Source organism: Rhodanobacter sp. UC4452_H20, from assembly GCF_052978205.1.
On sequence record NZ_CM129662.1, the window covers coordinates 629,940 to 653,009 of the forward strand.

25 protein-coding genes are annotated in these 23,070 nt (G+C 67.2%); 20 read left to right on the forward strand and 5 right to left on the reverse strand.

Features of this window, described 5'->3' with window-relative positions; all coding sequences use genetic code 11:
• The gene (gene asnS, locus ACVCMC_RS03015) at nt 1-1,401 is read right to left on the reverse strand and encodes an asparagine--tRNA ligase (RefSeq protein ID WP_395119211.1); all 1,401 of its coding nucleotides are present in this window, start codon (nt 1,399-1,401) and stop codon (nt 1-3) included.
• Between the two features lie 148 nt (nt 1,402-1,549).
• Between asnS and ACVCMC_RS03020 the strand changes: the two genes are divergently transcribed.
• From ACVCMC_RS03020 to radA, 7 genes are all read left to right on the forward strand, one after another.
• Nucleotides 1,550-1,876 (forward strand): HesB/IscA family protein, encoded by a 327-nt coding sequence (locus ACVCMC_RS03020; RefSeq protein ID WP_136258380.1) that lies wholly within the window; start codon nt 1,550-1,552, stop codon nt 1,874-1,876.
• Nucleotides 1,877-2,047: 171 nt separating this feature from the next.
• The gene (gene rpsF / locus ACVCMC_RS03025) at nt 2,048-2,473 is read left to right on the forward strand and encodes a 30S ribosomal protein S6 (RefSeq protein ID WP_395119207.1); all 426 of its coding nucleotides are present in this window, start codon (nt 2,048-2,050) and stop codon (nt 2,471-2,473) included.
• A 15-nt stretch (nt 2,474-2,488) separates the two neighbouring features.
• Nucleotides 2,489-2,719: a 30S ribosomal protein S18 gene (gene rpsR / locus ACVCMC_RS03030; RefSeq protein WP_007081973.1), complete on the forward strand. Its 231-nt coding sequence runs from the start codon at nt 2,489-2,491 to the stop codon at nt 2,717-2,719.
• A gap of 162 nt (nt 2,720-2,881) precedes the next feature.
• Nucleotides 2,882-3,331 (forward strand): 50S ribosomal protein L9, encoded by a 450-nt coding sequence (gene rplI, locus ACVCMC_RS03035; protein ID WP_395119205.1) that lies wholly within the window; start codon nt 2,882-2,884, stop codon nt 3,329-3,331.
• A 278-nt stretch (nt 3,332-3,609) separates the two neighbouring features.
• A complete protein-coding gene (locus ACVCMC_RS03040; RefSeq protein ID WP_395119203.1) occupies nt 3,610-5,004 on the forward strand; it encodes a replicative DNA helicase in 1,395 nt (464 codons plus the stop codon).
• Nucleotides 5,005-5,162: 158 nt separating this feature from the next.
• On the forward strand, nt 5,163-6,251 hold the full coding sequence (gene alr, locus ACVCMC_RS03045) for an alanine racemase (protein ID WP_447098634.1): 1,089 nt from the start codon (nt 5,163-5,165) through the stop codon (nt 6,249-6,251).
• An 87-nt stretch (nt 6,252-6,338) separates the two neighbouring features.
• The gene (gene radA / locus ACVCMC_RS03050; RefSeq protein WP_447098635.1) at nt 6,339-7,724 is read left to right on the forward strand and encodes a DNA repair protein RadA; all 1,386 of its coding nucleotides are present in this window, start codon (nt 6,339-6,341) and stop codon (nt 7,722-7,724) included.
• 18 nt (nt 7,725-7,742) lie between these two features.
• On the opposite strand, the gene ACVCMC_RS03055 is transcribed toward radA, so the two are convergent.
• Nucleotides 7,743-8,543, reverse strand: a complete 801-nt coding sequence (locus ACVCMC_RS03055; RefSeq protein ID WP_395119197.1) for a cytochrome C assembly family protein — start codon at nt 8,541-8,543, stop codon at nt 7,743-7,745.
• Nucleotides 8,544-8,639: 96 nt separating this feature from the next.
• Here ACVCMC_RS03055 and ffh point away from each other — a divergent pair, with 96 nt between their 5' ends.
• The 5 genes from ffh to rplS all read left to right on the forward strand — a co-directional run bounded on the left by ffh (nt 8,640) and on the right by rplS (nt 12,237).
• Complete coding sequence (gene ffh, locus ACVCMC_RS03060) at nt 8,640-10,019, forward strand: signal recognition particle protein (RefSeq protein WP_395121407.1); 1,380 nt, start codon at nt 8,640-8,642, stop codon at nt 10,017-10,019.
• A 195-nt stretch (nt 10,020-10,214) separates the two neighbouring features.
• The gene (gene rpsP, locus ACVCMC_RS03065) at nt 10,215-10,472 is read left to right on the forward strand and encodes a 30S ribosomal protein S16 (protein ID WP_395119195.1); all 258 of its coding nucleotides are present in this window, start codon (nt 10,215-10,217) and stop codon (nt 10,470-10,472) included.
• A 2-nt stretch (nt 10,473-10,474) separates the two neighbouring features.
• The gene (rimM, locus tag ACVCMC_RS03070; RefSeq protein ID WP_447098636.1) at nt 10,475-10,990 is read left to right on the forward strand and encodes a ribosome maturation factor RimM; all 516 of its coding nucleotides are present in this window, start codon (nt 10,475-10,477) and stop codon (nt 10,988-10,990) included.
• A gap of 33 nt (nt 10,991-11,023) precedes the next feature.
• Nucleotides 11,024-11,797 (forward strand): tRNA (guanosine(37)-N1)-methyltransferase TrmD, encoded by a 774-nt coding sequence (gene trmD, locus ACVCMC_RS03075; RefSeq protein ID WP_447098637.1) that lies wholly within the window; start codon nt 11,024-11,026, stop codon nt 11,795-11,797.
• Between the two features lie 44 nt (nt 11,798-11,841).
• On the forward strand, nt 11,842-12,237 hold the full coding sequence (gene rplS, locus ACVCMC_RS03080; RefSeq protein WP_395119188.1) for a 50S ribosomal protein L19: 396 nt from the start codon (nt 11,842-11,844) through the stop codon (nt 12,235-12,237).
• 138 nt (nt 12,238-12,375) lie between these two features.
• Here rplS and ACVCMC_RS03085 read toward each other — a convergent pair whose 3' ends face one another.
• Together ACVCMC_RS03085 and epmB are read right to left on the reverse strand one after the other, a co-directional pair.
• A complete protein-coding gene (locus tag ACVCMC_RS03085; RefSeq protein ID WP_395119186.1) occupies nt 12,376-14,418 on the reverse strand; it encodes an EAL domain-containing protein in 2,043 nt (680 codons plus the stop codon).
• Nucleotides 14,419-14,551: 133 nt separating this feature from the next.
• Entirely contained in the window at nt 14,552-15,562 is a 1,011-nt protein-coding gene (epmB, locus tag ACVCMC_RS03090) for an EF-P beta-lysylation protein EpmB (protein ID WP_395119184.1), read from the reverse strand.
• 89 nt (nt 15,563-15,651) lie between these two features.
• Here epmB and efp point away from each other — a divergent pair, with 89 nt between their 5' ends.
• From efp to folE2, 7 genes are all read left to right on the forward strand, one after another.
• Nucleotides 15,652-16,230 carry an elongation factor P gene (gene efp, locus ACVCMC_RS03095; protein ID WP_136258394.1) on the forward strand — a complete coding sequence of 193 codons (579 nt, stop codon included), beginning with the start codon at nt 15,652-15,654 and terminating at the stop codon, nt 16,228-16,230.
• A gap of 218 nt (nt 16,231-16,448) precedes the next feature.
• The gene (locus ACVCMC_RS03100; protein WP_447098638.1) at nt 16,449-17,780 is read left to right on the forward strand and encodes a TRZ/ATZ family hydrolase; all 1,332 of its coding nucleotides are present in this window, start codon (nt 16,449-16,451) and stop codon (nt 17,778-17,780) included.
• Between the two features lie 14 nt (nt 17,781-17,794).
• Nucleotides 17,795-18,049: a YciI family protein gene (locus tag ACVCMC_RS03105; protein WP_395119180.1), complete on the forward strand. Its 255-nt coding sequence runs from the start codon at nt 17,795-17,797 to the stop codon at nt 18,047-18,049.
• Between the two features lie 92 nt (nt 18,050-18,141).
• On the forward strand, nt 18,142-18,846 hold the full coding sequence (ubiG, locus tag ACVCMC_RS03110) for a bifunctional 2-polyprenyl-6-hydroxyphenol methylase/3-demethylubiquinol 3-O-methyltransferase UbiG (RefSeq protein WP_447098639.1): 705 nt from the start codon (nt 18,142-18,144) through the stop codon (nt 18,844-18,846).
• Nucleotides 18,843-19,526 (forward strand): phosphoglycolate phosphatase, encoded by a 684-nt coding sequence (gene gph, locus ACVCMC_RS03115; RefSeq protein ID WP_447098640.1) that lies wholly within the window; start codon nt 18,843-18,845, stop codon nt 19,524-19,526. The genes ubiG and gph overlap by 4 nt, the downstream gene beginning before the upstream one ends.
• Nucleotides 19,523-20,377, forward strand: a complete 855-nt coding sequence (locus ACVCMC_RS03120; RefSeq protein WP_447098641.1) for a phytoene synthase — start codon at nt 19,523-19,525, stop codon at nt 20,375-20,377. Before gph ends, ACVCMC_RS03120 begins: the two co-directional genes overlap by 4 nt.
• A gap of 113 nt (nt 20,378-20,490) precedes the next feature.
• Nucleotides 20,491-21,438 (forward strand): GTP cyclohydrolase FolE2, encoded by a 948-nt coding sequence (gene folE2, locus ACVCMC_RS03125; protein WP_447098642.1) that lies wholly within the window; start codon nt 20,491-20,493, stop codon nt 21,436-21,438.
• Nucleotides 21,439-21,450: 12 nt separating this feature from the next.
• Here the strand turns inward: folE2 and yidD are convergent, their stop codons facing one another.
• Complete coding sequence (gene yidD, locus ACVCMC_RS03130; protein WP_447099444.1) at nt 21,451-21,762, reverse strand: membrane protein insertion efficiency factor YidD; 312 nt, start codon at nt 21,760-21,762, stop codon at nt 21,451-21,453.
• A gap of 92 nt (nt 21,763-21,854) precedes the next feature.
• On the opposite strand from yidD, the gene dksA reads away from it, so the two are divergent.
• Nucleotides 21,855-23,033: an RNA polymerase-binding protein DksA gene (gene dksA / locus ACVCMC_RS03135; protein ID WP_447098643.1), complete on the forward strand. Its 1,179-nt coding sequence runs from the start codon at nt 21,855-21,857 to the stop codon at nt 23,031-23,033.
• The last annotated feature ends 37 nt before the right edge of the window (nt 23,034-23,070 follow it).

Below are 23,070 nucleotides of genomic sequence, written 5' to 3' on the forward strand. Positions count from 1 at the left end.
TCAGAACTCGGCGGTGCCGGCGGCACGCGGGTAGGGGATGGCGTCGCGGATGTTGGACAGGCCGCAGATGTAGACCAGCAGGCGCTCGAAGCCGAGGCCGAACCCGGCGTGCGGCACCGTGCCGTAGCGACGCAGGTCACGGTACCAGCCATAGCTGGCCGGATCGAGGCCGAACTGGATCATGCGGCGGTCCAGATGATCCAGCCGTTCCTCGCGCTGGCTGCCGCCGATGATCTCGCCGATGCCGGGCGCGAGTACGTCCATCGCGGCCACGGTCTTCTCGTCATCGTTCAAGCGCATGTAGAACGCCTTGATCGCCTCGGGGTAGTTCATCACGACCACGGGGCGGCCGACATGTTTCTCGGCGAGGTAGCGTTCGTGTTCGGTCTGCAGGTCGATGCCCCAGGCGACCGGGTATTCGAACTTCTCGCCGGACTTCTTCAGGATCTCGATCGCGTCGGTGTAGTCGATGCGCTCGAACGGCTTGGCGATGAATGCCTCCATCCGGCTGATCGCATCCGGTTGCACGCGTTCGGCGAAGAACGCCATGTCGTCGGGGCGTTCGTCCAGCACGGCCTTGAAGATCGCCTTGAGGAAGCCCTCGGCGCAGTCGGCATTGGCGGCCAGGTCGGCGAAGGCGATCTCCGGCTCGCACATCCAGAACTCGGCCAGGTGGCGCGCCGTGTTGGAATTCTCGGCGCGGAAAGTGGGACCGAAGGTGTACACCTTGCTCATCGCCAGGCAATAGGCCTCGACGTTGAGCTGGCCGGACACGGTGAGGAACGCCTCGCGGCCGAAGAAGTCCTTGCGGAAGTCGATCTTGCCGTCGGGCAGGCGCGGCAGGTTGGCCAGGTCCAGCGTGGACAGCCGGAACATGTCGCCGGCGCCTTCCGCATCCGACGTGGTGATGATCGGCGTGTTGATCCAGAAGAAGCCCTGCTCGGTGAGGTGGCGATGGATCGCCGTCATCATCGTGTGCCGCACGCGCGTCACCGCGCCGAACAGATTGGTGCGCGGGCGCAGGTGGGCGACCTCGCGCAGGAACTCCATCGAGTGCTGCTTGGGCTGGATCGGGTAGGTCTCCGGGTCGTCGACCAGGCCGGTGACGATCACCTCGCCGGCCTGGATCTCGAAACGCTGACCCTTGCCCTGCGAGGGCACCAAGGTGCCCGTGACGATCACGCCCGCGCCGGCGGTGAGGTGCTTCACCTCGCTCTCGTAATTGGCCAGGGTGGCCGGCACTACCGCCTGGATCGGGTCGAAGCAGGAGCCGTCGGTGACGTTGACGAAGGACAGGCCGGCCTTGGAATCGCGGCGCGTGCGCACCCAGCCGCGCACGGTCACCTGGCTGCCGGCATCGATGCTGCCCGACAACGCCTGCTTCACACTGACCACGGCCATGGATTGGAACTCCTGCTGCTTGCGCACCGGTCGGTGCGCTGGATGGTGGGCACCCGCGCGGCGCGCGGAGCCAAACCCGCATGATAATGTAGGGCTTGCCCGGGTCGCGACACCTGCCGCCCATTTCACGAGATCGAATCCGCCTGCCATGAGCATCAGCATCACCCCCGCTGCCAACGAACGCATGCGCCACTTCCTCGCCTCGACGCCCGCGGCGGCAGGCGTGCGCTTCGGGGTCAAGCGCACCGGCTGTTCGGGGTTTGCCTACGTGGTCGACCTGGCCGAGTCGATGGACGAGGGTGACCGGCTGCTGGAGGTGGACGGCGTGCCGCTGATCGTCAGCGACAAGAGCCTGGCCCTGGTCGACGGCACCGTCATCGACTTCCAGCGCCACGGGCTCAACGCCAGCTTCGTGTTCCACAACCCGAACTCCACCGGCGAGTGCGGCTGCGGCGAGAGCTTCACCGTCAGCTGAGCGCCTCTGCCCGGCGCGCAGGCTTTTCAATGACTTGCGTGGCCGTTGTGCGTCATCGTACAATTCCGCTTCTGTCTGCACCCGAAAGGGCACGGGCGGGACACTTGCCTCACCGCACTGACGGGAGGCTGCCAGGCCGCTTTGGCCGCATCCACAAGGAGTCAACCCACGATGACCCTGCGTCATTACGAAGTCGTATTCATGGTCCATCCGGACCAGAGCGAGCAGGTTCCCGCCATGCTCGAGCGCTACAAGTCGCTGATCGAGGCCGACGGCGGCAAGATCCACCGCCTGGAAGACTGGGGCCGGCGCCAGCTGGCTTACCCGATCGTCAACCTGGCCAAGGCACACTACGTGCTGCTCAACATCGAAGTGAGCCAGAACGCGCTGAACGAGCTGGAGTCCGGCTTCCGTTTCAACGACGCCGTGCTGCGCCACCTGGTGATCCGTCGTGACGAGGCCGACATCGAGCCGTCCTTCATCCTGAAGTCGAAGGAAAAGGACGACGCCAAGTCCAGCCGTCGCCGCGACGACGACAACGATGGCGAGAGCCGTGGCCATGGCCACGCCGACAACGATCGCGACAGCGACGACTGATCAGGGAGCACCCACATGTCCAAGTTTTTCCGCCGCCGCAAGTTCTGCCGCTTCACTGCCGAAGACGTGAAGGAGATCGACTACAAGGATCTCAACACCCTGCGCCAGTACGTCACCGAGAACGGCAAGATCGTGCCCAGCCGCATCACCGGCACCAAGGCGCGCTACCAGCGCCAGCTGGCCACCGCGATCAAGCGCGCGCGCTTCCTCTCGCTGCTGCCGTATACCGACAACCACGACGTCTGAGGGCGTCGAGGGAATAGGGAGTAGGGAATAGGGAATCGGTTGCTCCGTAGCTCCGCTTTTCCTATTTCCTATTCTCCATTCCCTATTCCCTATTCCCTCAATTCGGACAACCGTCCTCTGGCTGCGTCGGGCCACACCGGCGCTAACGAACAGGAAAGCATCATGGAACTCATTCTTCTGCAGAAAGTCCGCAATCTCGGCAACCTGGGTGACAAGGTCACCGTGAAGCCGGGTTACGGCCGCAACTACCTGCTGCCGCAGGGCAAGGCCGCGCGCGCCAATGCCGCCAACCTGGCCGCATTCGAGCAGCGTCGCGCCGAGTACGAGGCCAAGGCCAACTCCGTGCTGGCCGACGCCGAAGCGCGCAAGGCCAAGCTCGCCGACGTGGCGGTGACGATCCCGGCACATGCCAGTGCCGAGGGCAAGCTGTTCGGTTCGGTCGGCCCGCGCGACATCGCCGAGGCCCTGGCCGCCGAAGGTCACGCCGTCCACAAGGGCGAAGTGATCCTGGGCGAAGGCCCGCTGCGCACCACCGGCGAGTTCGAGGTTGCCGTGCACCTGCACGCCGACGTGCACACCACCGTCAAGGTGATCGTGGTCAGCGACAAGTAAGTTCCGGTCCATCGGAAACGTCCGGGCGCCGCGAGGCGCCCGTTTGTTTTTCGAGGGCCGGGAATGGGGAACAGGGCATCGGAAACGGCCTGGTCGCTGCCTTCGATTCACCACTCCCGATTCCCCATTCCCGGCTTTATCCCCAGCCATCCCCAACATATCCACAGAGTTGTTGTCTCGACGCGTGAGACGCGGCCGCGCATGATGTGTCGACATGTCCGCCCACCTGCGGTCGGCGCCTGCGGCGCCGGTGGCGGGGTCGTTCCCGAGGTAATCCGATGTCCTTCGTCCCAGAGCGCAAATCCTCCTCCGCGGCGATCGAGGCGTTGCGGGTGCCGCCGCATTCCATCGACGCGGAGCAGGCGGTGCTGGGCGGGTTGATGCTGGCCCCCGGCGCGCTGGACAACGTCGCCGACCGGCTGGCCGAGGACGATTTCTACCGCAAGGATCACCGGCTGATCTGGCGCGCGATCAACGAGCTGGCCAACAAGGGCATGCCGTGCGACGCGGTGACCCTGGGCGACTGGTTCGAGAGCAATGGCCTGGCCGAGATGGTCGGCGGGGCCGGCTACCTGATCGAGCTGGCCAACAGCACGCCCAGCGCGGCGAACATTGCCGCCTATGCCGAGATCGTGCGCGAGAAGTCGGTACTGCGCCAGCTGATCGACGCCGGCACCTCGATCACCGAGGACGGCTACCGGCCCGAAGGCAAGAGCGTGCACGAGGTGCTGGAAAGCGCCGAGCAGCGCGTGTTCCACATCGCCGAATCCGGCGCCCGCGGCAAGAAGGATTCCGTCTCGATGCGCGAGGCGGTGAAGGATGCCTTCAAGCTGCTCACCGAGCGCTACCAGAACCGCGGCCAGCTTACCGGCGTCAGCACCGGCTTCACCGACCTGGACGAGCTCACCTCCGGCCTGCAGCCGTCGGACCTGATCATCGTGGCCGCGCGCCCCTCGATGGGCAAGACGGCCTTCGCATTGAACATCGCCGAGACTGCGGCGCTGGGCAGCAAGAAGGCGGTGGTGGTGTTCTCGATGGAGATGTCCTCCTCGCAGCTTGCATTCCGCCTGATCTCCTCGGTGGGCCGCATCCACCAGCAGCATCTGCGCAACGGCACGCTGGAGGAGGAGGACTGGCCGCGCGTCTCCAATGCCATCGCGCTGCTGTCCGACGCCAAGATATTCATCGACGACACGCCCAGCCTGTCGCCGGTGGAGTTGCGTTCGCGCGCGCGCCGGCTGCATCGCGAGCACGGCGGTCTCGGCCTGATCGTGATCGACTACCTGCAGCTGATGCAGGTGCCCGGCAACACGGAGAATCGCGCCACCGAAATTTCAGAAATCTCGCGTTCACTGAAGGGGCTTGCCAAGGAGCTGAACGTGCCGGTGATCGCCCTGTCGCAGTTGAACCGCTCGCTGGAACAGCGCGCCGACAAGCGCCCGATGATGTCCGACCTGCGCGAGTCCGGCGCCATCGAGCAGGACGCCGACGTGATCATGTTCATCTACCGCGACGAGTACTACAACAAGGAATCGCAGGACAAGGGCATCGCCGAAATCATCATCGGCAAGCAGCGCAACGGCCCCACCGACACCTGCAAACTGACCTTCCTCGGCCACTACACCAAGTTCGTGAACTACGCACCGGACTCGTTCGTGGGCGGGTTTGATTGAGGCAGGGAATCGGGAATGGGGAATAGGGAATCGAGAAGCGCCTGCAATCTCCGGGGCATTCCGGTGTGTTTGCCAGGTCCGGAACATCAGGGCATGTCTCGAGGCCACGTGCTGTTCCCATTCCCTATTCCCCATTCCCGATTCCCTGGCGAAGCCCCATGAGCCGCACCACCGTCGCCACCATCCATCTCGGTGCGCTGCGCCACAATCTGGCGCGGCTCAAGGCCATGGCGGCGCCGGCGAAGGTGATGGCGGTGGTCAAGGCCGATGCCTACGGGCATGGGCTGGAGCGGGTGGCGCGTGCGCTGGATGGCGAGGCCGAGTGCTTTGCGGTGGCGGCGTTGGGCGATGGCCTGCGCCTGCGCGCGGCGGGGCATCGGCAGCGCATCGTGGTGTTGTCCGGGCCGGACAAGCCGGGCGACCTCGCCGAGATGCAGCGGCTGCAGCTGGAAGCGACCATCCACCACGAGGCGCAGTTGCCATGGCTGGCCGCGATGGCGCCGGTGCGCGGGCGGCTGCGGGTGTGGCTGAAGGTCGACAGCGGCATGCACCGGCTGGGCTTCGCGCCCGGGCGTATCGCGGCGGTGCATGCGCAGCTGGCCGCGATGGCCGGCGTCGATCCCGAGATAGGCCTGCTTACGCATTTTTCCGATTCGGAGGTGTTCGACGGCCCGCAGACGCCGGCGCAGATCGCCCGTTTCGCGGCGGTGACGGACTCGTTCGCCGGCCCGCGCTCGCTGTCCAATTCCGCCGCGGTGCTCGGCTGGCCCGACGCGCGCGGCGACTGGGTGCGCACCGGCGGATTGCTGTACGGCTTGTCGGTCGTCGAGGGCAGGCATGGTGGCGATTTCGGCTTCCGCCCGGCGATGACGCTGTCCACCCGGCTGATCGCGATCAACCGCATCGGCCGAGGCGAGCGCATCGGCTACAACGGCACCTGGACCTGTCCCGAGGACATGCCGGTCGGTGTGGCCGCGGTCGGCTACGGTGACGGCTACCCGCGCAGTGCCGCCGCCGGCACGCCGGTGCTCGTCGGCGATCGCCGCGTGGCATTGATCGGCCGGGTCTCGATGGACCTGATCACGCTCGACCTGCGCGGCGCACCCGACGCGACGATCGGCGACCGGGTGACGCTGTGGGGGCCGCAGCTTCCGGTCGAAACGATCGCCGCCGCGGCCGGCACGATCTCCTACGACCTCACTTGCGGCATGACCCGCCGTGTGCTGTTCGTCGAGGACGAAGGCTGACATCGTTGCGCGCCGCGCGCGTCTCGCCGCCTGCGATGGTCGCGCACTAAACTCGTTGTCCTCTGTCGCTTCACTCGGGAAATCCGCATGGCCAAAGCCAGGACCGCCTACGTCTGCACCGAATGCGGCGCCGAGCACAGCAAGTGGCAGGGACAGTGCGTCGAGTGCGGGGTGTGGAACACGCTCAGCGCGATCGTGCTGGAGCCGGCCACGGCGGGCAAGGCGTCGGCAGGTGCACAGCGTTCCAGCTATGCCGGCGCCGCTGCGGGCGCGCCGAAGATCACGCCGCTTACCGAAGTGATGCTGACCGCCGACGCGCGCACGCTGACCGGCATCGGCGAGCTGGACCGCGTGCTGGGCGGCGGTCTGGTGCAGGGTTCGGTGGTGCTGATCGGCGGCGATCCGGGCATCGGCAAGTCGACCCTGCTGTTGCAGGTGCTTGGCACGCTGGGTCTGCAGCTGCCCAGCGTCTACGTCACCGGCGAGGAGTCGCTTTCGCAGGTGGCCGCGCGTGCGCAGCGCCTGGGCCTGGCGCTGGAGCCGCTGCAGGCGCTGGCCGAGACCTGCATCGAACGGATTCTCGAACAGGCCATGGCCACGCGGCCGAAGGTGCTGGTGATCGACTCGATCCAGACCATCTGGACGGAATTGCTGGCCGCCGCGCCCGGTTCGGTGTCGCAGGTGCGCGAGTCGGCCGCCAAGCTCACCCGCTTCGCCAAGGAGACCGGCACGGCGGTGTTCCTGGTCGGCCACGTGACCAAGGAGGGCGGCATCGCCGGCCCGCGCGTGCTCGAGCACATGGTCGATGCGGTGCTGTATTTCGAGGGCGAATCGGGCAGCCGTTTTCGCGTGTTGCGCGCGTTCAAGAACCGCTTCGGCGCGGTCAACGAACTGGGCGTGTTCGCGATGAGCGACAAGGGCCTGCGCGAGGTGCCGAATCCGTCGGCGATCTTCCTTTCCTCGCACAGCGGCCCGACTTCCGGCAGTGCGGTGATGGTGACTCGCGAGGGCACCCGCCCGTTGCTGGTCGAGGTGCAGGCGCTGGTGGACCAGTCCTCGCTGGGCAATCCGCGCCGGGTCACCCTGGGCCTGGAGCAGAACCGGCTCGCCATGCTGCTTGCCGTGCTGCATCGGCATGGCGGCGTGGCCGCGTACGACCAGGACGTGTTCGTCAACGTGGTCGGCGGTATCCGCGTGCAGGAAACCGCGGCCGATCTGCCGGTGCTGCTGGCGGTGCTGTCCAGCCTGCGCGATCGCCCGCTGCCGGAGCACATGGTCACCTTCGGCGAAGTGGGCCTGTCCGGCGAGATCCGTCCGGTGCCCAATGGCGAGGAGCGGCTCAAGGAAGCGGCCCATCACGGCTTCCGCCGCGCGATCGTGCCCAAGGCGAATGCGCCGAAGAAGGGCAGGGTCGGCGAGATGGAAGTGATCGGTGTGGAGCGGCTGGGAGAGGCGATCGACGCCTGCCGCTAGAACCGGTCGCGGGCGGATTCAGCCCATCGTGCGCTGCAGGATCACTTCCAGCACGAATTTCGAGCCGAAGAACGCCAGCCCCAGCACCGCCATGCCGATCAGGGTGAGGTTGACGGCGCTACGCCCGCGCCAGCCATGGCGCCAGCGACCCCACAACAAGGCCCCGAAGATCAGCCATGCCACGACGCTGAGCACCGTGGTGTGCACGAGGTGTTGCGCACGGATATTGGCGATGAACAGGAAGCCGCTCAGCAAGGTCAGGGTGAGCAGCGCGAATCCGGCGCCGATCAGGCGAAACAGCAAGGCTTCGGTCTGGGTCAGCGGCGGCAGGGCGCGAACCAGCATGCCTGGCCGGCGCGCGCGCAGCGCGCGCTCCTGCACCGCCAGCAGCAGGGCGAGTACCGCGGCGATGGACAGCACGCTGTAGGCAAGCAGCGCGATCACCACGTGCAACTGGATCTGCCAGTCCATGGGCCTGGGCACGGTCGGCGGCGCCAGGAACACGTCCAGCGCCAGCAACAGTGCAGCCAGCGGAAACACGATCACGCCCAGCCCGGCGACCGGTCGCGACAGGTTCACCAGCAGGGTCAGCGCAGCCACCACGCAGGCCACCAGCGACAGCGCGGCGAAGAAGTGCAGGTCGAGCCGGCCGCCATGCGCTCCCAGCAGGACCGCTGCGTGCAGCAGGACCGCCACCGTTGCCGTCGCCAGGCCGAGCCGCCGCGGCGAGCGCGGACAACCCGTCAGCGGAGCAGCCAGCAAGGCGGCGCCGCCGGCGTAGAGGGCGATGGCGAGAATGGAAGGAAGAGTCAGCGGCATGACGGTGAAGTGTCGCACAGGGCCCGGCCGGGTTGCATGCGGGAGCCGATCGATCCGTCCGCTATAATCATCCTTTTCCTGTTCGCCGGTTTCGCCATGTTCGAGTCGCTCAGCCAACGCCTTGCCACCACCGTCAACCGACTGCGCGGTCGCGGCCGGCTGACCGACGAGAACATCCGCGAAGCGCTGCGCGAAGTGCGCATCGCGCTGCTGGAGGCGGATGTGGCCTTGCCGGTCGTGCAGGCGCTGATCCAGCGCATCAAGGTGCGCGCGGTCGGCCAGGAAGTGGCGCGCAGCCTGTCGCCCGGTCAGGCGCTGGTGAAGGTGGTCAGCGATGAGCTGACCATGGTGATGGGCATCGCCAACACCGAATTGAACCTGGCCCAGCAGCCGCCCGCGGTGGTGCTGATGGCTGGCCTGCAAGGCGCGGGCAAGACCACCACGGTCGCCAAGCTGGCGCGGCTGCTGACCGAGCGCAAGAAGAAGAAAGTGATGGTGGTCAGCTGCGATGTCTATCGTCCGGCCGCCATCGAGCAACTGCGCACGCTGGCCGGGCAGGTCGGGGTGAAGTTCTTCCCCTCCGAGGTGGGCCAGGACCCGGTGCGCATCGCCAGGGACGCCATCGCCGCCGCGCGGCGCGAGCTGGTCGACGTGCTGATCGTCGACACCGCCGGCCGCCTGCATGTGGACGAGGCGATGATGGCCGAGATCAAGGCCTTGCACGCCGCGATCACGCCGATCGAAACCCTGTTCGTGGTCGATTCTATGACCGGCCAGGATGCGGCCAACACGGCCAAGGCGTTCGACGAGGCGCTGCCGCTGACCGGCGTGATCCTGACCAAGAGCGACGGCGACGCCCGTGGTGGCGCGGCGCTGTCGGTGCGCTACGTTACCGGCAAGCCGATCAAGTTCCTCGGTGCCGGCGAGAAAACCGACGCGCTTGAACCATTCCATCCCGACCGCCTGGCCCAGCGCATCCTCGGCATGGGTGACGTGCTGAGCCTGGTCGAGGAGGTCGAGCGCAAGGTCGACCAGGACAAGGCGCAGAAGCTGGCCCAGAAGGTGATGAAGGGCAAGCGCTTCGACCTCAACGACATGAAGGATCAGCTGGAGCAGATGGGCAACATGGGCGGCCTGGCCGGCCTGCTGGACAAGCTGCCCGGCGTCTCCAGCCTGCCTGACAGCGTGAAGTCGAAGGTCAACGACGGCGAAATGAAGAAGATGATCGCGATCATCAACTCGATGACCGGCAAGGAGCGCCGCCACCCGGACCTGCTCAACGGCTCGCGCCGTGCCCGCGTGGCGCGGGGCTCCGGCACCCAGCCGGCCGACGTTAACCGGGTGCTCAAGCAGTACATGCAGATGGAAAAGATGATGTCCAAGCTGGGCAAGGGCGGCAGCAAGGGCCTGATGCGGCAGATGCGCGGCGCGATGAAGGGCATGGGTGGCATGGGCGGGCTGCCGCCGATGCGCTGAAGGCGAGAAACGAGCGGAGAGGAGCGAGAAACGAGAGTGGAGCGCCGAGCTGGCTTTCTCTCGTTTCCCACTCCTCTCCACTCACTCCTGCCTTCCCAAGCCTTCCCTTTTCCCGAAAATCCGCTAAAATGCCCCGTTTCCCGCGCACGACTCTCGTGCGCCTGCCGCTGATTCGGCAATTTCCGGAGTTTTACCATGGTCAAGATTCGTCTTTCGCGCGGTGGCGCAAAGGGCCGTCCGTTCTACCACGTCGTGGTGACCGATCAGCGCAGCAAGCGCGACGGCCGCAACATCGAGAACGTCGGCTTCTACAATCCGGTCGCCTCCGGCAAGGACAAGCGTCTGGAGCTGAACGTGGCGCGCGTGCAGGAGTGGGTCGGCAAGGGTGCGCAGATGAGCGACAAGGTCGCCGCCCTCGTCAAGGAAGCCGGCAAGCAGCAGCCGGCCGCCTGAGCATGACGACAGCCGGTCGGCGCGTCCTGATCGGGCGCATCGTCGGGCTGTATGGCGTGCAGGGCTGGCTGAAGATCGAATCCTTCGCCGAGCCGCGCATGCGGATCTTCGATTACCAGCCGTGGCTGCTCGGTGCAGCGCCAGGCACGGAAAGAGAGGTCTCCGGCGTGAAAGGTCGACCGCAGGGCAAGGGCATGGTGGCCCAGTTGCCCGGGGTGGACGATCGGGACCAGGCGGCAGCGTTGATCGGTACCGACATCCATGTCGCCCGCGAACAGCTGCCTCCTCCGGCGAAGGGCGAGTATTACTGGGTCGACCTCGAAGGACTCGATGTCGTCACCACAGACAACGTGGAGCTGGGGCGGGTCAGCCACCTGTTCGCCACCGGCGCCAACGATGTCGTGGTGGTCAGGGACGGTACGCGCGAGCGGCTGATCCCCTTTGTCCAGGGGTCGTATGTGCGTTCGGTGGACTTGTCCGCAGGGCGCATGGTGGTGGACTGGGATCCCGAATTCTGACGTCGCCGGCTTGTGGGCAGAGGATCAAGGGTCATGCGCATCGATGTCGTCAGCCTGTTTCCCGACTTCGTGCGCCAGTGCGCCGCCGTCGGTGTGGTGGGACGCGCGCAGCAACGCGAGCTGCTGCAGGTGGAAGCCTGGAACCCGCGCGACTACGCCACCGACAAGCATCGCAGCGTGGACAGCAGCTCGTATGGCGGCGGTCCGGGCATGGTGATGATGATCGAGCCCTTGCGCACCACCTTGAAAGTGATGCGCGAGGCGGCACCGGAACCGGTGCATCTGGTTTATCTCAGTCCGCAGGGAGCGCGGCTGACGCAGGGCAGGGTGGAGGCGCTGGCGAAGCTGCCGCGCATCGGCCTGCTCTGCGGACGTTACGAAGGTGTGGACGAGCGCCTGCTGGCGCACGAGGTCGACGAGGAGCTCTCCATCGGCGATTATGTGCTGTCCGGCGGTGAGCTTGCCGCGGCGGTGGTCATCGACGCGGTGGGGCGCTTGCAGGATGGCGCGTTGAACGACGCGCAGTCGGCCGAGCAGGATTCATTCTCCGATGGCCTGCTGGATTGTCCGCATTACGGAAAACCGGTGCAGGATGCGCTGGGTGAGGTACCGGCGGTGTTGCTGTCCGGCGACCATGCGGCAATTGCCCGCTGGCGCCTCAAGCAATCGTTGGGTCGCACCTGGCTGCGCCGCCCGGACTTGTTGTCGCAGCGTGGCCTGGATGCGGCATCCCGGGCCTTGCTGGATGAATTTCGCCGTGAACATGCCTCTGGGCAGTCGACACGGCAAGACGATGCGGTCGAGTGACGGCCGCAGCCTTGATATCGCAAAAGTGAACCGACAGGTGCGCCATGAACAAGATCATTGAACAGTTCGAATCCGAGCAGATCACCCGCCAGCTGCCGGACTTCGGCCCCGGCGACACCGTGGTGGTCAACGTGAAGGTGAAGGAAGGCAACCGCGAGCGCGTGCAGGCGTTCGAGGGCATCGTCATCGCCAAGCGCAACCGCGGCCTGCATTCGGCCTTCACCGTGCGCAAGATCTCGCACGGCACCGGCGTGGAGCGCGTGTTCCAGGCGCACAGCCCGACCATCGACTCGGTCTCGGTGAAGCGCAAGGGCAAGGTGCGCGGCGCCAAGCTGTATTACCTGCGTGGCCTGGAAGGCAAGGCCGCCCGCATCAAGGAAGACATCGCCGCCGCTGCCGCCGCCAAGGCGAACGCCAAGGCGGCTGCCGCTGCCGAGTAATCCTCGCTGCGAAGGCTGCATGAAAAGACCCCCGCGGATCGCTCCCCGGGGGTTTTTTCTGTGTGATGCCGGCCATTCGGCGAATACCGCCTGATGCTCCTGCGATCGGATCCCGAACCCCGGGTCCCGAGGCAGCATTCATTCCAGCCGCTGCGGCACCTGCAGGAAGTTGCCCTGCACGAAGTCGACGCCGCAGGCGAACAGCAGCGACGTGCTGGTGGCGTCCTCGACCCACTCGGCGATGGTCAGGCGCTTCAGTTCGTGTGCCTGCTGGCAGATCTCGGCGACCTTCTTCTGGCTGTCGGCGTGCTGCGGCAGGTCGGCCATGTGGCTGCGGTCGATCTTGAGGTAGTCGGCGTCGATGTGGTTCAGCAGCTGGAACGAGTTCAGGCCCGAGCCGAACTGCTCCAGCGCAAAGCCGCCACCCATCTTCTTCCACGCGTTGACGAACTCCTGCGCGGGTCGCAGCAGGGTCATCACCTTGCTTTCGGTCATCTCCAGCACCAGGCGACCGTGTTTCAGCCCGGCCTTGCCCAGGCGCTCCTTCAGCCATGGCAACAGGCTGTCGTCCTGCAGCGAGGCGGCGGTGAGCTTGATGAAGAACGTGGTCGGCTGTCCCTGCGGCTCGCGCGCCTGCAGGATGCGGATGGCCTGGTCGAGCACCCAGCGGTCGACCGCCCCGGTGAGGTTGTGCTTCTCGGCGATCGGCATGAAGAAGCCCGGCAGCACCTCGCCCTGCGGTCCGTTCATGCGCAGCAGAATCTCGGAGAACTCGCCCTCGGCGTCCTGCAGGCTGATCGTCTGCTGGTGATACAGCACCAGACCGTTATTGGCCAGCGCCTGCTGCAGCAGGTCCAGCCAGTAGCGCTCGCGCTCCTCGTCGGCCTTCTCCCGCGCCGCCGGGTCGTGCAGTTCGACCTGGCTGCCGCCCAGGTTCTGCGCGGTGCGCAAGGCGTGGCTGGCCTGGTTGAGGAGCAGCTCGCTGTTGGCGTTCTTCTCGCCGAGCAGACTGCCGCCGACGCTGGCGGTGACCGTCAGCGAACGTGTGCCGGCATCGAAGATCTCGCTGCCGACGCTGTGCTGCAGCTTGGCGATCCACTCGCGGATCGCCTCGTCCGAACGCGAGTCGAGGGCCACGCCGAAAGTGTGCTCGGCGAGCATGCCGGCGATGTCGGTGGCGCCCAGCAGCATGCGGATGCGCCCGGCGAAGCCGGCCAGCAGTTCATCGGTCTTGCCCAGGCCGATGCCGCTGACCAGCGAGGCCCAGTTGTCCGGTTCGATCAGCAGCAGCGACTGGCCCTTCTTGCCCTTGGCTGCCTCGGTCACCGCATCGTCGATGCATGCCAGCATGTGCTGGCGGTTGTACAGGCCGGTGACCGGGTCGCGTTGCAGCTGTTCCAGCACGGCCGGGTCGACGACCTGGCGGCGGAACACGATCTGCAGGCAGCGCTCGCCCTCGAAGGTCGCCGGGGCGAACTCCACGGTGGCATCAAAGCGGCTGTCGTCGGCGCGGCGCGCGCGCAGCGGCAACTGGGCCGGGAACTTGCCCTGGTGGGCCTGGCCGCGCAGCAGCGCCTTCATCTCATCGGCATTGGCCGAGTCGATCATGTCCAGCAGCGGCATGCCCAGCAGGTCGTCGAAACTCTCGTAGCCGAAGGTGTCCAGGTAGGCCTGGTTGGCGCGCACGTGCATGCCCTCGTGCACGTAGGCGATCGCGTCCGTGGAGGAGTCGAGCAGGGCGTCGCAGCGGCGCTCGGTTTCGCGCAGCGCGGTGTGCAGCCAGCGCACCTGGCGGCGCGTGTGCAGGGATTCGAATTCGCGCTTCAGCACCGCGATGAGCTGCTTGGGGTGGGTGCGCGAGGCCACGCCGCGGGCGCCATGCACGAACAGGTCGGCGACCAGTTCGTTGTCCATGTTGCTGACCAGGCCTACTAGCGCGAAATCGCGGCCGGAGGCCTCCATCACGCCCATGGTTTCGTCCAGGCTGACGTCGGTGACCGAGGGGTCGAACATCACCACGTCAGGCTCAAGCTCGCCCACCGCCGAGCGGATCTGCTCGATGTTGGTGGCCCGCGCCGGTCGCACCGCGATGCCGCTGTTGCGCATCAGGCTGATGATCTGTTCGGCCTCCTCCAGGGAGTTCTCGACGAACAGGATCTTGATGACGAAGTCTTTTTTCATGGGGCGGGGCGTGGGTTCCGGGCAGGGCGGGCGCCCTTGACGGGTCCGCATGGTCGATGGCAATGAGTGTTTGTAGCGGATTCCGTTGTCGCTCGCCACCGGTGCGGCAGCCCCGGACCTGGCCGGTGGCGGCTCACAGCGGCCGCTTGGCCGGGTCGCCCGCCACCTCGCGTACCAGTCGCGGCACCAGGTAGCCGGGCAGGCGCGCGCGCAGGGTGTCCAGCAGCGCGAGCGCGGTGTCGTCGGCCACCTCGAAATGGGCGGTGCCGTGGACCCGATCCAGCTGGTGCAGGTAATAGGGCAGCACGCCGGCGGCGAACAGGCGTTCGGAAAGGTTGGCGAGCGCGTCGGCATCATCGTTGACGCCGCGCAGCAGCACCGACTGGTTCAGCAACGTCGCACCGGTCTCGCGCAAGGCGGCGCAGGCCGCGTCGACGCCGGCGTCGAGTTCGTTGGCATGGTTGGCATGCAGCACCACCACCTTCTGCAGCGGGAGGCCGGCCAGCCAGGCCAGCAGGGAGTCATCGACCCGCTCGGGCAGAACGACCGGCAGACGCGTGTGGATGCGCAGGCGGATCACCTGCGGCAGCTCGGCCAGGCCGCGGGTCAGCTCCTCCAGCTTGGACGTGGCCAGCGACAGCGGATCGCCGCCGGAGAGGATCAGTTCGCGGATCGACGGGTCGGCGCGCAGCCGCTCCAGCGCCTCGCGCCAGTGCGAGGCGGCGGCGATTTCCTCGCCGTAGGGGAAGTGCCGGCGGAAGCAGTAGCGGCAGTTCACCGCACAGCTGCCGCTGGCGATCAGCAGCGCGCGCCCGTCGTACTTGTGCAGCATGCCGTGGCCGGCCTTGGCCGAGAGGTCGCCCACGGCGTCGAGGGTGAAGCCGGCGACCCGGTCATGTTCGGTGCGCTGGGGCAGCACCTGCAGCAGCAGCGGATCGCGCGGATCGCCGCGGCGCATCCGTGCGACAAAACCGCGCGGCACGCGCAGGGCGAAGCCGGCGTCGTCCGGCGGCAGCAGGTCGGTGCGGTCGCCCAGGCCCACCGCCTGCAGCAGTTCGGCAGGGTCGGTGATGGCGTTGCGCCAGAGCTCGCGCCAGTCGGTTGCAGGCGACGATAGGCGGGCACTGGGGCTTGCGGTTATCATGGAGAGCCTTCGGCGGGCCTCTTGGCCCGTGAAAAGATACCCATTTTAGCCGTCCTGCGGGGCGGTTTTACCTTTGGAGCAGACAGCGCATGGCGACCCTCGGCCTCAACGACGTCAAGACGGGCAAGAAGATCCTCCACAACGGCGATCCCTGGATCATCACCGAGGCCGACTTCATCAAGCCGGGCAAGGGCCAGGCGTTCACCCGCATCCGCATCCGCAACCTGAAGGACGGCCGCACCACCGAGCAGACGCTGAAGTCCAGCGACTCGTTCGAGGAGGCCGACGTCACCGACACCGACATGCAGCTGTCCTTCATCGACGGCATCGGCAAGGACCGCCTGTGGCACTTCATGAACATGGAGACGTTCGAGATGGTGCCGGCCACGCAGGCCGCGATGGGCGATGCGTGGAAGTGGCTCAAGGGCGAAGAGGAGTGCGTGGTCACCCTGTTCAACGGCAACATCGTGGCGGTGCAGGCGCCGAAGTTCGTCGAGCTGAAGATCGTCGAGACTGACCCGGGCGTGCGCGGCGACACCTCCGGCGGCGGTGGCAAGCCGGCCACGCTGGAGACCGGTGCGGTGGTGCGCGTGCCGCTGTTCGTCGGCCAGGATGAAGTCATCAAGGTCGACACCCGCACCGGCGAATACGACAGCCGCGTCAAGTGACGAAGCGGCGCGCGGGCCATGCCCGCGCCTTTGCCGGTTCGTCATCCCTGCGCAGGCAGGGTCCAGTGAAACACTCGTGCGCAGCACGCCTCATCCTGCGCACAAGCAACCGCAGCAACATGGGATCCGGGCTTTGGCCGGGATGACGAACACGGGGCGGGCACCATCGAGGGGTGTGCCGCCCCTTCTCGCATCCACCCCTTGCAAGTGAGTGAACGATGACCCAGACCACCCCGCAATCCATCGACCTGCTGATCGAGGCGCGCTGGGTGGTGCCCGTCGAGCCGCATGCGGTGGTGCTGGAAAACCACGCCGTGGCCATCGACGGCGAGCGCATCGTGGCGCTGTTGCCGATCGACGAGGCCCGCGCCGCCTATGCGCCGCGCGAGCGCGTCGAACTGGGCGAGCACGCGCTGATCCCCGGCCTGGTCAACAGCCACACGCACAACCCGATGACCCTGCTGCGCGGCCTCGCCGACGACCTGCCGCTGATGGTCTGGCTGCAGCAGCACATCTGGCCGGCCGAGGCCAGGGTGATCGGCCCGGAGTTCGTGCGCGACGGCGTGGAACTGGCCGTGGCCGAGATGCTGCGCGGTGGCACCACCTGCGCCAACGAGAACTATTTCTTCCCCGACGTGATCGGCGCGACCTATCGCAAGCTGGGCTTCCGCGCGGTGGTCGGCCTGCCGGTAATCCAGTTCCCCACCGCCTGGGCGAACAGCCAGGACGAGTATTTCGCGCGCGCCGGCGAGGTGCATGACAGCTTCCGCGGCGATCCGCTGGTCAGCACCGCGTTCGCGCCGCATGCGCCGTACACCGTCTCCGACGAGAGCTTCGAGCGCATCCGGCTGCAGTCCGACCAGCTCGACATCCCGGTGCACCTGCACCTGCATGAGACCGCGCACGAGATCGAGGAAGAGAAGAAAAAGAGCGGCCTGCGCCCGTTCCAGCGCCTGCAGCGCCTGGGCCTGGTCAACGACCGCCTGATCGCGGTGCACATGACCCAGGTCACCGAGGGCGAGATCGCCGCCTGCGCGAGCGCCGGTGTCTCGATGGTGCATTGCCCGGAATCCAACCTCAAGCTCGCCTCCGGCTTCTGCCCGGCGGAGCAGTTCCGGCGCGCCGGCGCGAACCTGGCGATCGGCACCGACGGTTGCGCCTCCAACAACGACCTGGACATGTTCGGCGAGATGCGCACGGCGGCGCAGCTGGCCAAGGCGGTGGCGCAGGACGCCGCCGCCTTCGACGCCGCCTTTGCGCTGCGTGCGGCGACGCTCAACGGCGCGCGGGCGATCGGGCTGGAAGCGCGCATCGGCTCGATCGAACCCGGCAAGCAGGCCGACCTGGCTGCCGTGCGCCTGAGCGACCTGGAGACCCAGCCGCTGTTCCACGTCGCCTCGCAACTGGTGTATGCGTGCAGCCGCCAGCAGGTCACCGACGTGTGGATCGCCGGGCACCGCAAGCTGGCCGCGCGCGAGCTGATCGACATGGACACCGCGGCGATCCTGGCGCGAGCGCGCGCCTGGCGCGAGCGGATCGCCGCAACTTGAGTGGGAGTTTTCCGATGAATCGTTACCTGGTTTTGCTGATCCGCCGGCCGCAGTTCGACGCGGCCGTGGTGCCGCAGCATCTGGCCTATCTGGACCAGTTGCGCGGCGAGGGCAAGGTGGAGCTGTCCGGCGGCTTCGGCGACAAGTCCGGCGGTGCCTACCTGCTGCACGCGGCCGACCTCGCCGAGGCAACGGCGCTGGTGCAGCGCGACCCCGCGCATGTCAGTGGCGGCTGGGACATCACGGTGCACGAATGGCAGGCGTCTTGACTTTTGCGCTCATCCATAAGCGTGAAAATCAAGAGGCGGCCATCCATGGCCGCACTTTTCAATAAATTCGTGGATTCAACGTGGACTCGAACATGACCGCCGCCAATGTCAGCCCCGCCGAAATCGCCCGCTTCGACCAGCTGGCGTCCCGCTGGTGGGACCCCGACGGCGAATCGCGACCGCTGCACGACCTCAATCCGGTGCGCACGGCCTACATCGCGGCACGCGCGGAACTGCGCGGTGCCCGCGTGGCCGATGTCGGGTGCGGCGGCGGCCTGCTCAGCGAATCGCTGGCCCGTGCCGGTGCGCACGTCACCGGCATCGATCTGGGCGAGAAGGTGATCGACATCGCCCGCTTGCACCTGCACGAGTCGAACCTGCAGGTCGATTACCGGGTGCAATCCTCCGCCGAGCTGGCGGCTGCCGAAGCGGCGTCGTTCGACGTGGTGTGTTGCATGGAGCTGATCGAGCACGTGCCCGATCCGGCGGCGCTGGTCACCGACCTGGCCGCGATGCTCAAGCCCGGCGGACGGTTGTTCATGTCCACCATCAATCGCACGCCGGCGGCGTTCGGTGCGGCGATCCTGGGCGCCGAATACCTGCTGCGCATGCTGCCGCGCGGGACACACCACTACGCGCAATTCCTCAAGCCCTCCGAATTGTCGCGATTGCTGCGCGGCGCGGGGCTGGAGCTGGAAGACGTCAGCGGCCTGGCCTACAACCCGTTCCGCCGCGAGGCACGCCTGAGCCGTCTCACGGCAGTCAATTACGTGCTTTGCGCGCAGAAGCCGGCATGAGCAAGCCGCTGCCTCCATCCGTCGCCGGCGTCCTGTTCGATCTCGATGGCACCTTGCTGGACAGCGCGCCCGATCTGTACGCCGCGCTGCAGGCGCAGTGCGCCGAGGAGGGCGTGGCATCGCCCGCCTACGCGCCCGTGCGCGAGGTGGTCTCGCGCGGTGCCCGCGCGGTGCTGCGTTGCGCGTTCGCCTCGCGCGGCGAGGCGGTGATCGAGGCGCTGGTGCCGCGCTACCTGCAGTTGTACGAGCAGGTGATGGCCCGCGACACGCGCGCCTTCGACGGGGTCGACGACCTGCTGGCGCGGCTGGAAGCGCGAGGCCTGCGTTGGGGCATCGTCACCAACAAGGCGGCATTCCTGACCGACGAACTGTTGCGCCGGATCGGCTGGTCGACGCGCGCCGCCGCCGTGGTGTGCGGCGACACCTTGCCGGTGAAAAAGCCCGATCCGGCACCCGTGCTGCTGGCCTGCGAACGCGCAGGACTGGTGCCGGGCCAGTGCCTGTTCGTCGGTGACGATCGCCGCGACGTGCAGGCCGGCGCAGCGGCGGGCGTGTTCACCGTGGCCGCGAGCTGGGGCTACCTCGACGGCGGCGATCCGCACGCCTGGGGCGCCGATGTCGTGCTGGATCGGCCCGCCGCCCTGGCCGAGTTGCTGCGACTGGAGTCGGCGACGGCATGAGCGAACCAGCCGGGCAGAACGCGGTGTTGCAGGGCTTCATCGACAAATGGCTGGCCGCGCAGCCGCAGCAGCGCGTGGCGCTGGCCTTCGTCGACGGCCGCCGCCATCCGGGCCACGTGGCGCTGGCCGCGCTGGAGCAGGAGCTGCTGAGCGCGGCTTACGGCATCCGCGAGCCGCAGGTGGCCGCCGCCAAGCTCGGCTGGTGGGCGGAGGAACTGGCCGGTGCGGCGGCCAGCGGCGGGCGGCATCCGCTCACCCAGGTGCTGTTCGATGACGAACGCGCTCACGCGATCGCCACGGAGCTGTGGCTGGCGCCGGTATTGGCGGCGATGGCGCAGCTGGAGCAGGGCACGGCGGCCGATTACGCCGACCAACTGCAGGCGGCGATGCCGCTGCACGGTGCGCTGGCCGCACTGGAGACGGCATGGTGGTATGGCGCCGCGGCCTCGCCCGAGCGCGCGACCCGGGTGGCCGTGCTCAATCACTTGTTGCATGCCTTGTTGCACCTGGACGCAGACGCCGAACGCGACCGCCTGCCACTGCCGATGGCCCGGCTGGCACGCCACGGGCTGGATCGCGCGCAACTGCGCAAGCCTTGCGCACCGCGGCAGCAGGCGATCCGGGCGCAGTTGCAGGATTTGCTCGGCGACTGGCGCGCTGCCGATGCGCTGGGCGGGCCACTCAGCGTGTTTCGTGCACTCGAGTCGCGTCAGGCCTGCGCGCTGGCGCGCCGCGCGCTGCATGCCGACGAGGCACTGGCCGTGTTGCAGGCCGACTGGTCGCGCACGCCGTGGTCGACGCCGTGGCGGGCGTGGCAGGCCGCCCGTGCATGGCGGCGCCAGACACAGTAGTTTTGCGCGAGCGGACGCAGCGTTTCCGTGGCGACACCATTGTGAGGTGGCCGCCTTGCCCCAAGATTGGCGGTTTCGCGGCGGCTCGTCGCGCCGATGCCAGGATCTCCTCCATGCCCAGCCAGGAAAACACCGCCCGCTTGCTCCCCGACGTGGCCGTCCACGCACAGCCGCATCTTGCCGGTGCGCTGGATTGGGTCGGCATGGCCGAGATCCAGGTGCCGGTATTGTTCGACGCGGGCGATGGACAAACGCAGCGCTCCAGTGCCCGCGTCGGTGCCTTCGTCAATCTCAAGCGACCGGACAAGCGCGGCATCCACATGTCGCGGCTGTACCTGCAGGTGGAGCAGGCGTTGAGCACGCAGACCCTGAGCGCCGACATGCTGCGCTCGCTGCTGCGCGGCTTCCTCGACTCGCACCAGGATCTGTCCGACCGCGCCTGCCTCAGCATCCGCTTCGAACACCTCGTGCGCCGGCCGGCACTGAAAAGCGCGAACAGCGGCTGGCGCGCCTATCCGGTGTGCATCGAGGCCAGTCTGGTTGGCGACCAGTTCCTGCTGGAGTTCGGCACCGAGGTGGTCTATTCGTCGACTTGCCCGGCCTCGGCGGCGCTGTCGCGGCAGCTGATCCAGGACCAGTTCATTCACGATTTTGCGCCCGGCGAGGCGCTCGATCATGCCGCCGTGCTGGCGTGGCTGGGCAGCGAGAAGGGCATCGTGGCCGCCGCCCATGCGCAGCGCAGCGTGGCGCGCCTGCGCGTTCGCCCGGCGGCCGACGCCGGCTTCCATCTGGTCGGGCTGATCGATCGGGTCGAAAGCGCGCTCGGCACGCCGGTGCAGACCGCGGTAAAGCGCGAGGACGAACAAGCCTTCGCCTTGGCCAACGGCGGCAACCTGATGTTCTGCGAGGACGCCGCCCGGCGCATCCAGAAGGCACTCGATGCCGACGACCGCCTCGGCGATTTCCACATCCGGGTGGAACACCAGGAGAGCCTGCATCCGCACGACGCCGTTGCCTATGCCAGCAAGGGCGTGGAAGGCGGCTACGGTTCCATCGGTTAGGCCGCGCGATCGTCAGCGGGAGTGCGGCACATCCGAATCACGCGGCGCGTCGTGGTCGCGGCAACTCGCAAAATGAAAATGTTCCGGCACCGGATCTTCTCCGCCGGGACACAGCGGCTGGCAGCGCAGCAGTCGCCATGCGGCCAGCAGGCTGCCCCGCCACGGACCGAAGCGGATGACCGCAATCCGTGCATAATCGGAACAACTGGGGTGGAAGCGGCAGCGAGGGCCAAGCAGGGGGCTGAGCCAGCGCTTGTACAAACCAAGCAACCACAGTATGAATCGGGAGAGGATGTTCACGGATACCGAAGCGGCGTGCGCCATGTAGTGGTACAAGTATTCCAGAAGCAGGCTTGCCGGTGTTGAATGCATCGGCTATAACACGCGGCCCCCAAGGCCAATCAGGGTGAAGGGATATGGCGAAGACCAAAGCGAGTTCGACCGCCGCCAAGGCGCACAAGGGCAAGACGCCCAACAAGGCTGGCACCAAGGCCGTCAAGTCGAAGCCGGTGGCAGGCAAGGGGCAGGCTGCCAAGGTCGCCGCGAAGTCCCCCGCACGGGCCGTCGCGAAACCCGCCAGCAAGGCCACCCCGAAGAAGGCTGCGCCGCACACCAAGGCCTCCAGGCCGACTGCCCACGCACCGGCCAAGAAGGCCGCGGCGGGCAGCAAGGCCGCCAAGGGCAGGACGCCGGCGAGCAAGGCCGCGGTGAAGAAAGCGCCGGCGAAGAAGGTCGTTGCCAAAAAGGCCGTGACGAAACATCCCGTCGTGAAGCATCCCGCAGTGAAGAAGGCTCCCGCGAAGAAGGTATCGCCCGGGAAGGCTGCAGCGGGCAAGGCACCGGCCAGCAAGGTCGCGGCGAAGCCCGCGGCGAAGAAGCCGGCGCCCCGGCCGGTGCACGGCAAGGCCGCCAAACCGGCGGCACCGGCAGCCAAGGCGCCGGCAACCCACGCGGCACGACCGGAGCCGGTCGCGGCGACCATCCACCATTCTCCTTCACCCGCGAGCAGGCTCTTCAAGGGCAAGGTGGCAAGCGCCACGGCCATGGTCAGCGCTCCCGGGAATCATGCTTCCTCCCACAAGAAATCGAAGAATTCGTCGTCCCCAATGAATAAACTGGCAACAAAAACTCTAGACAGCGGCGTCACCCGTGAAGACGGGCGATACGCCTTGCCCTCCACCAGCACGATCTCCTTGCCCAAGGGTTATCGCCCGAGCAGCGACGAGGAGTACATGAACCCGCGACACCTGGCCTACTTCCGCAACAAGTTGCGTGAATGGCGCGACCAGCTGGTGGAAGAGTCGCGCCAGACCATGGACAACCTGCGCGAGGAAGTGCGGGACGTCGGCGACGAAGCCGAACGCGCCACCCGCGAAACCGAGAACTCGCTGGAGCTGCGTACCCGCGACCGCTATCGCAAGCTGATCTCCAAGATCGACAAGGCGCTGCGCCGGATCGAGGAAGGCAGCTACGGCTTCTGCGAGGAGACCGACGAGGAGATCGGCGTCGACCGCCTCGACGCGCGCCCGATCGCCACGCTCTCGCTCGACGCCCAGGAACGCCGCGAACATCTGCAGAAGCAGATGGGGGACTGAGCAAGGCGCGCCGCTTCGCGATGCAGCAAAAAGCCCC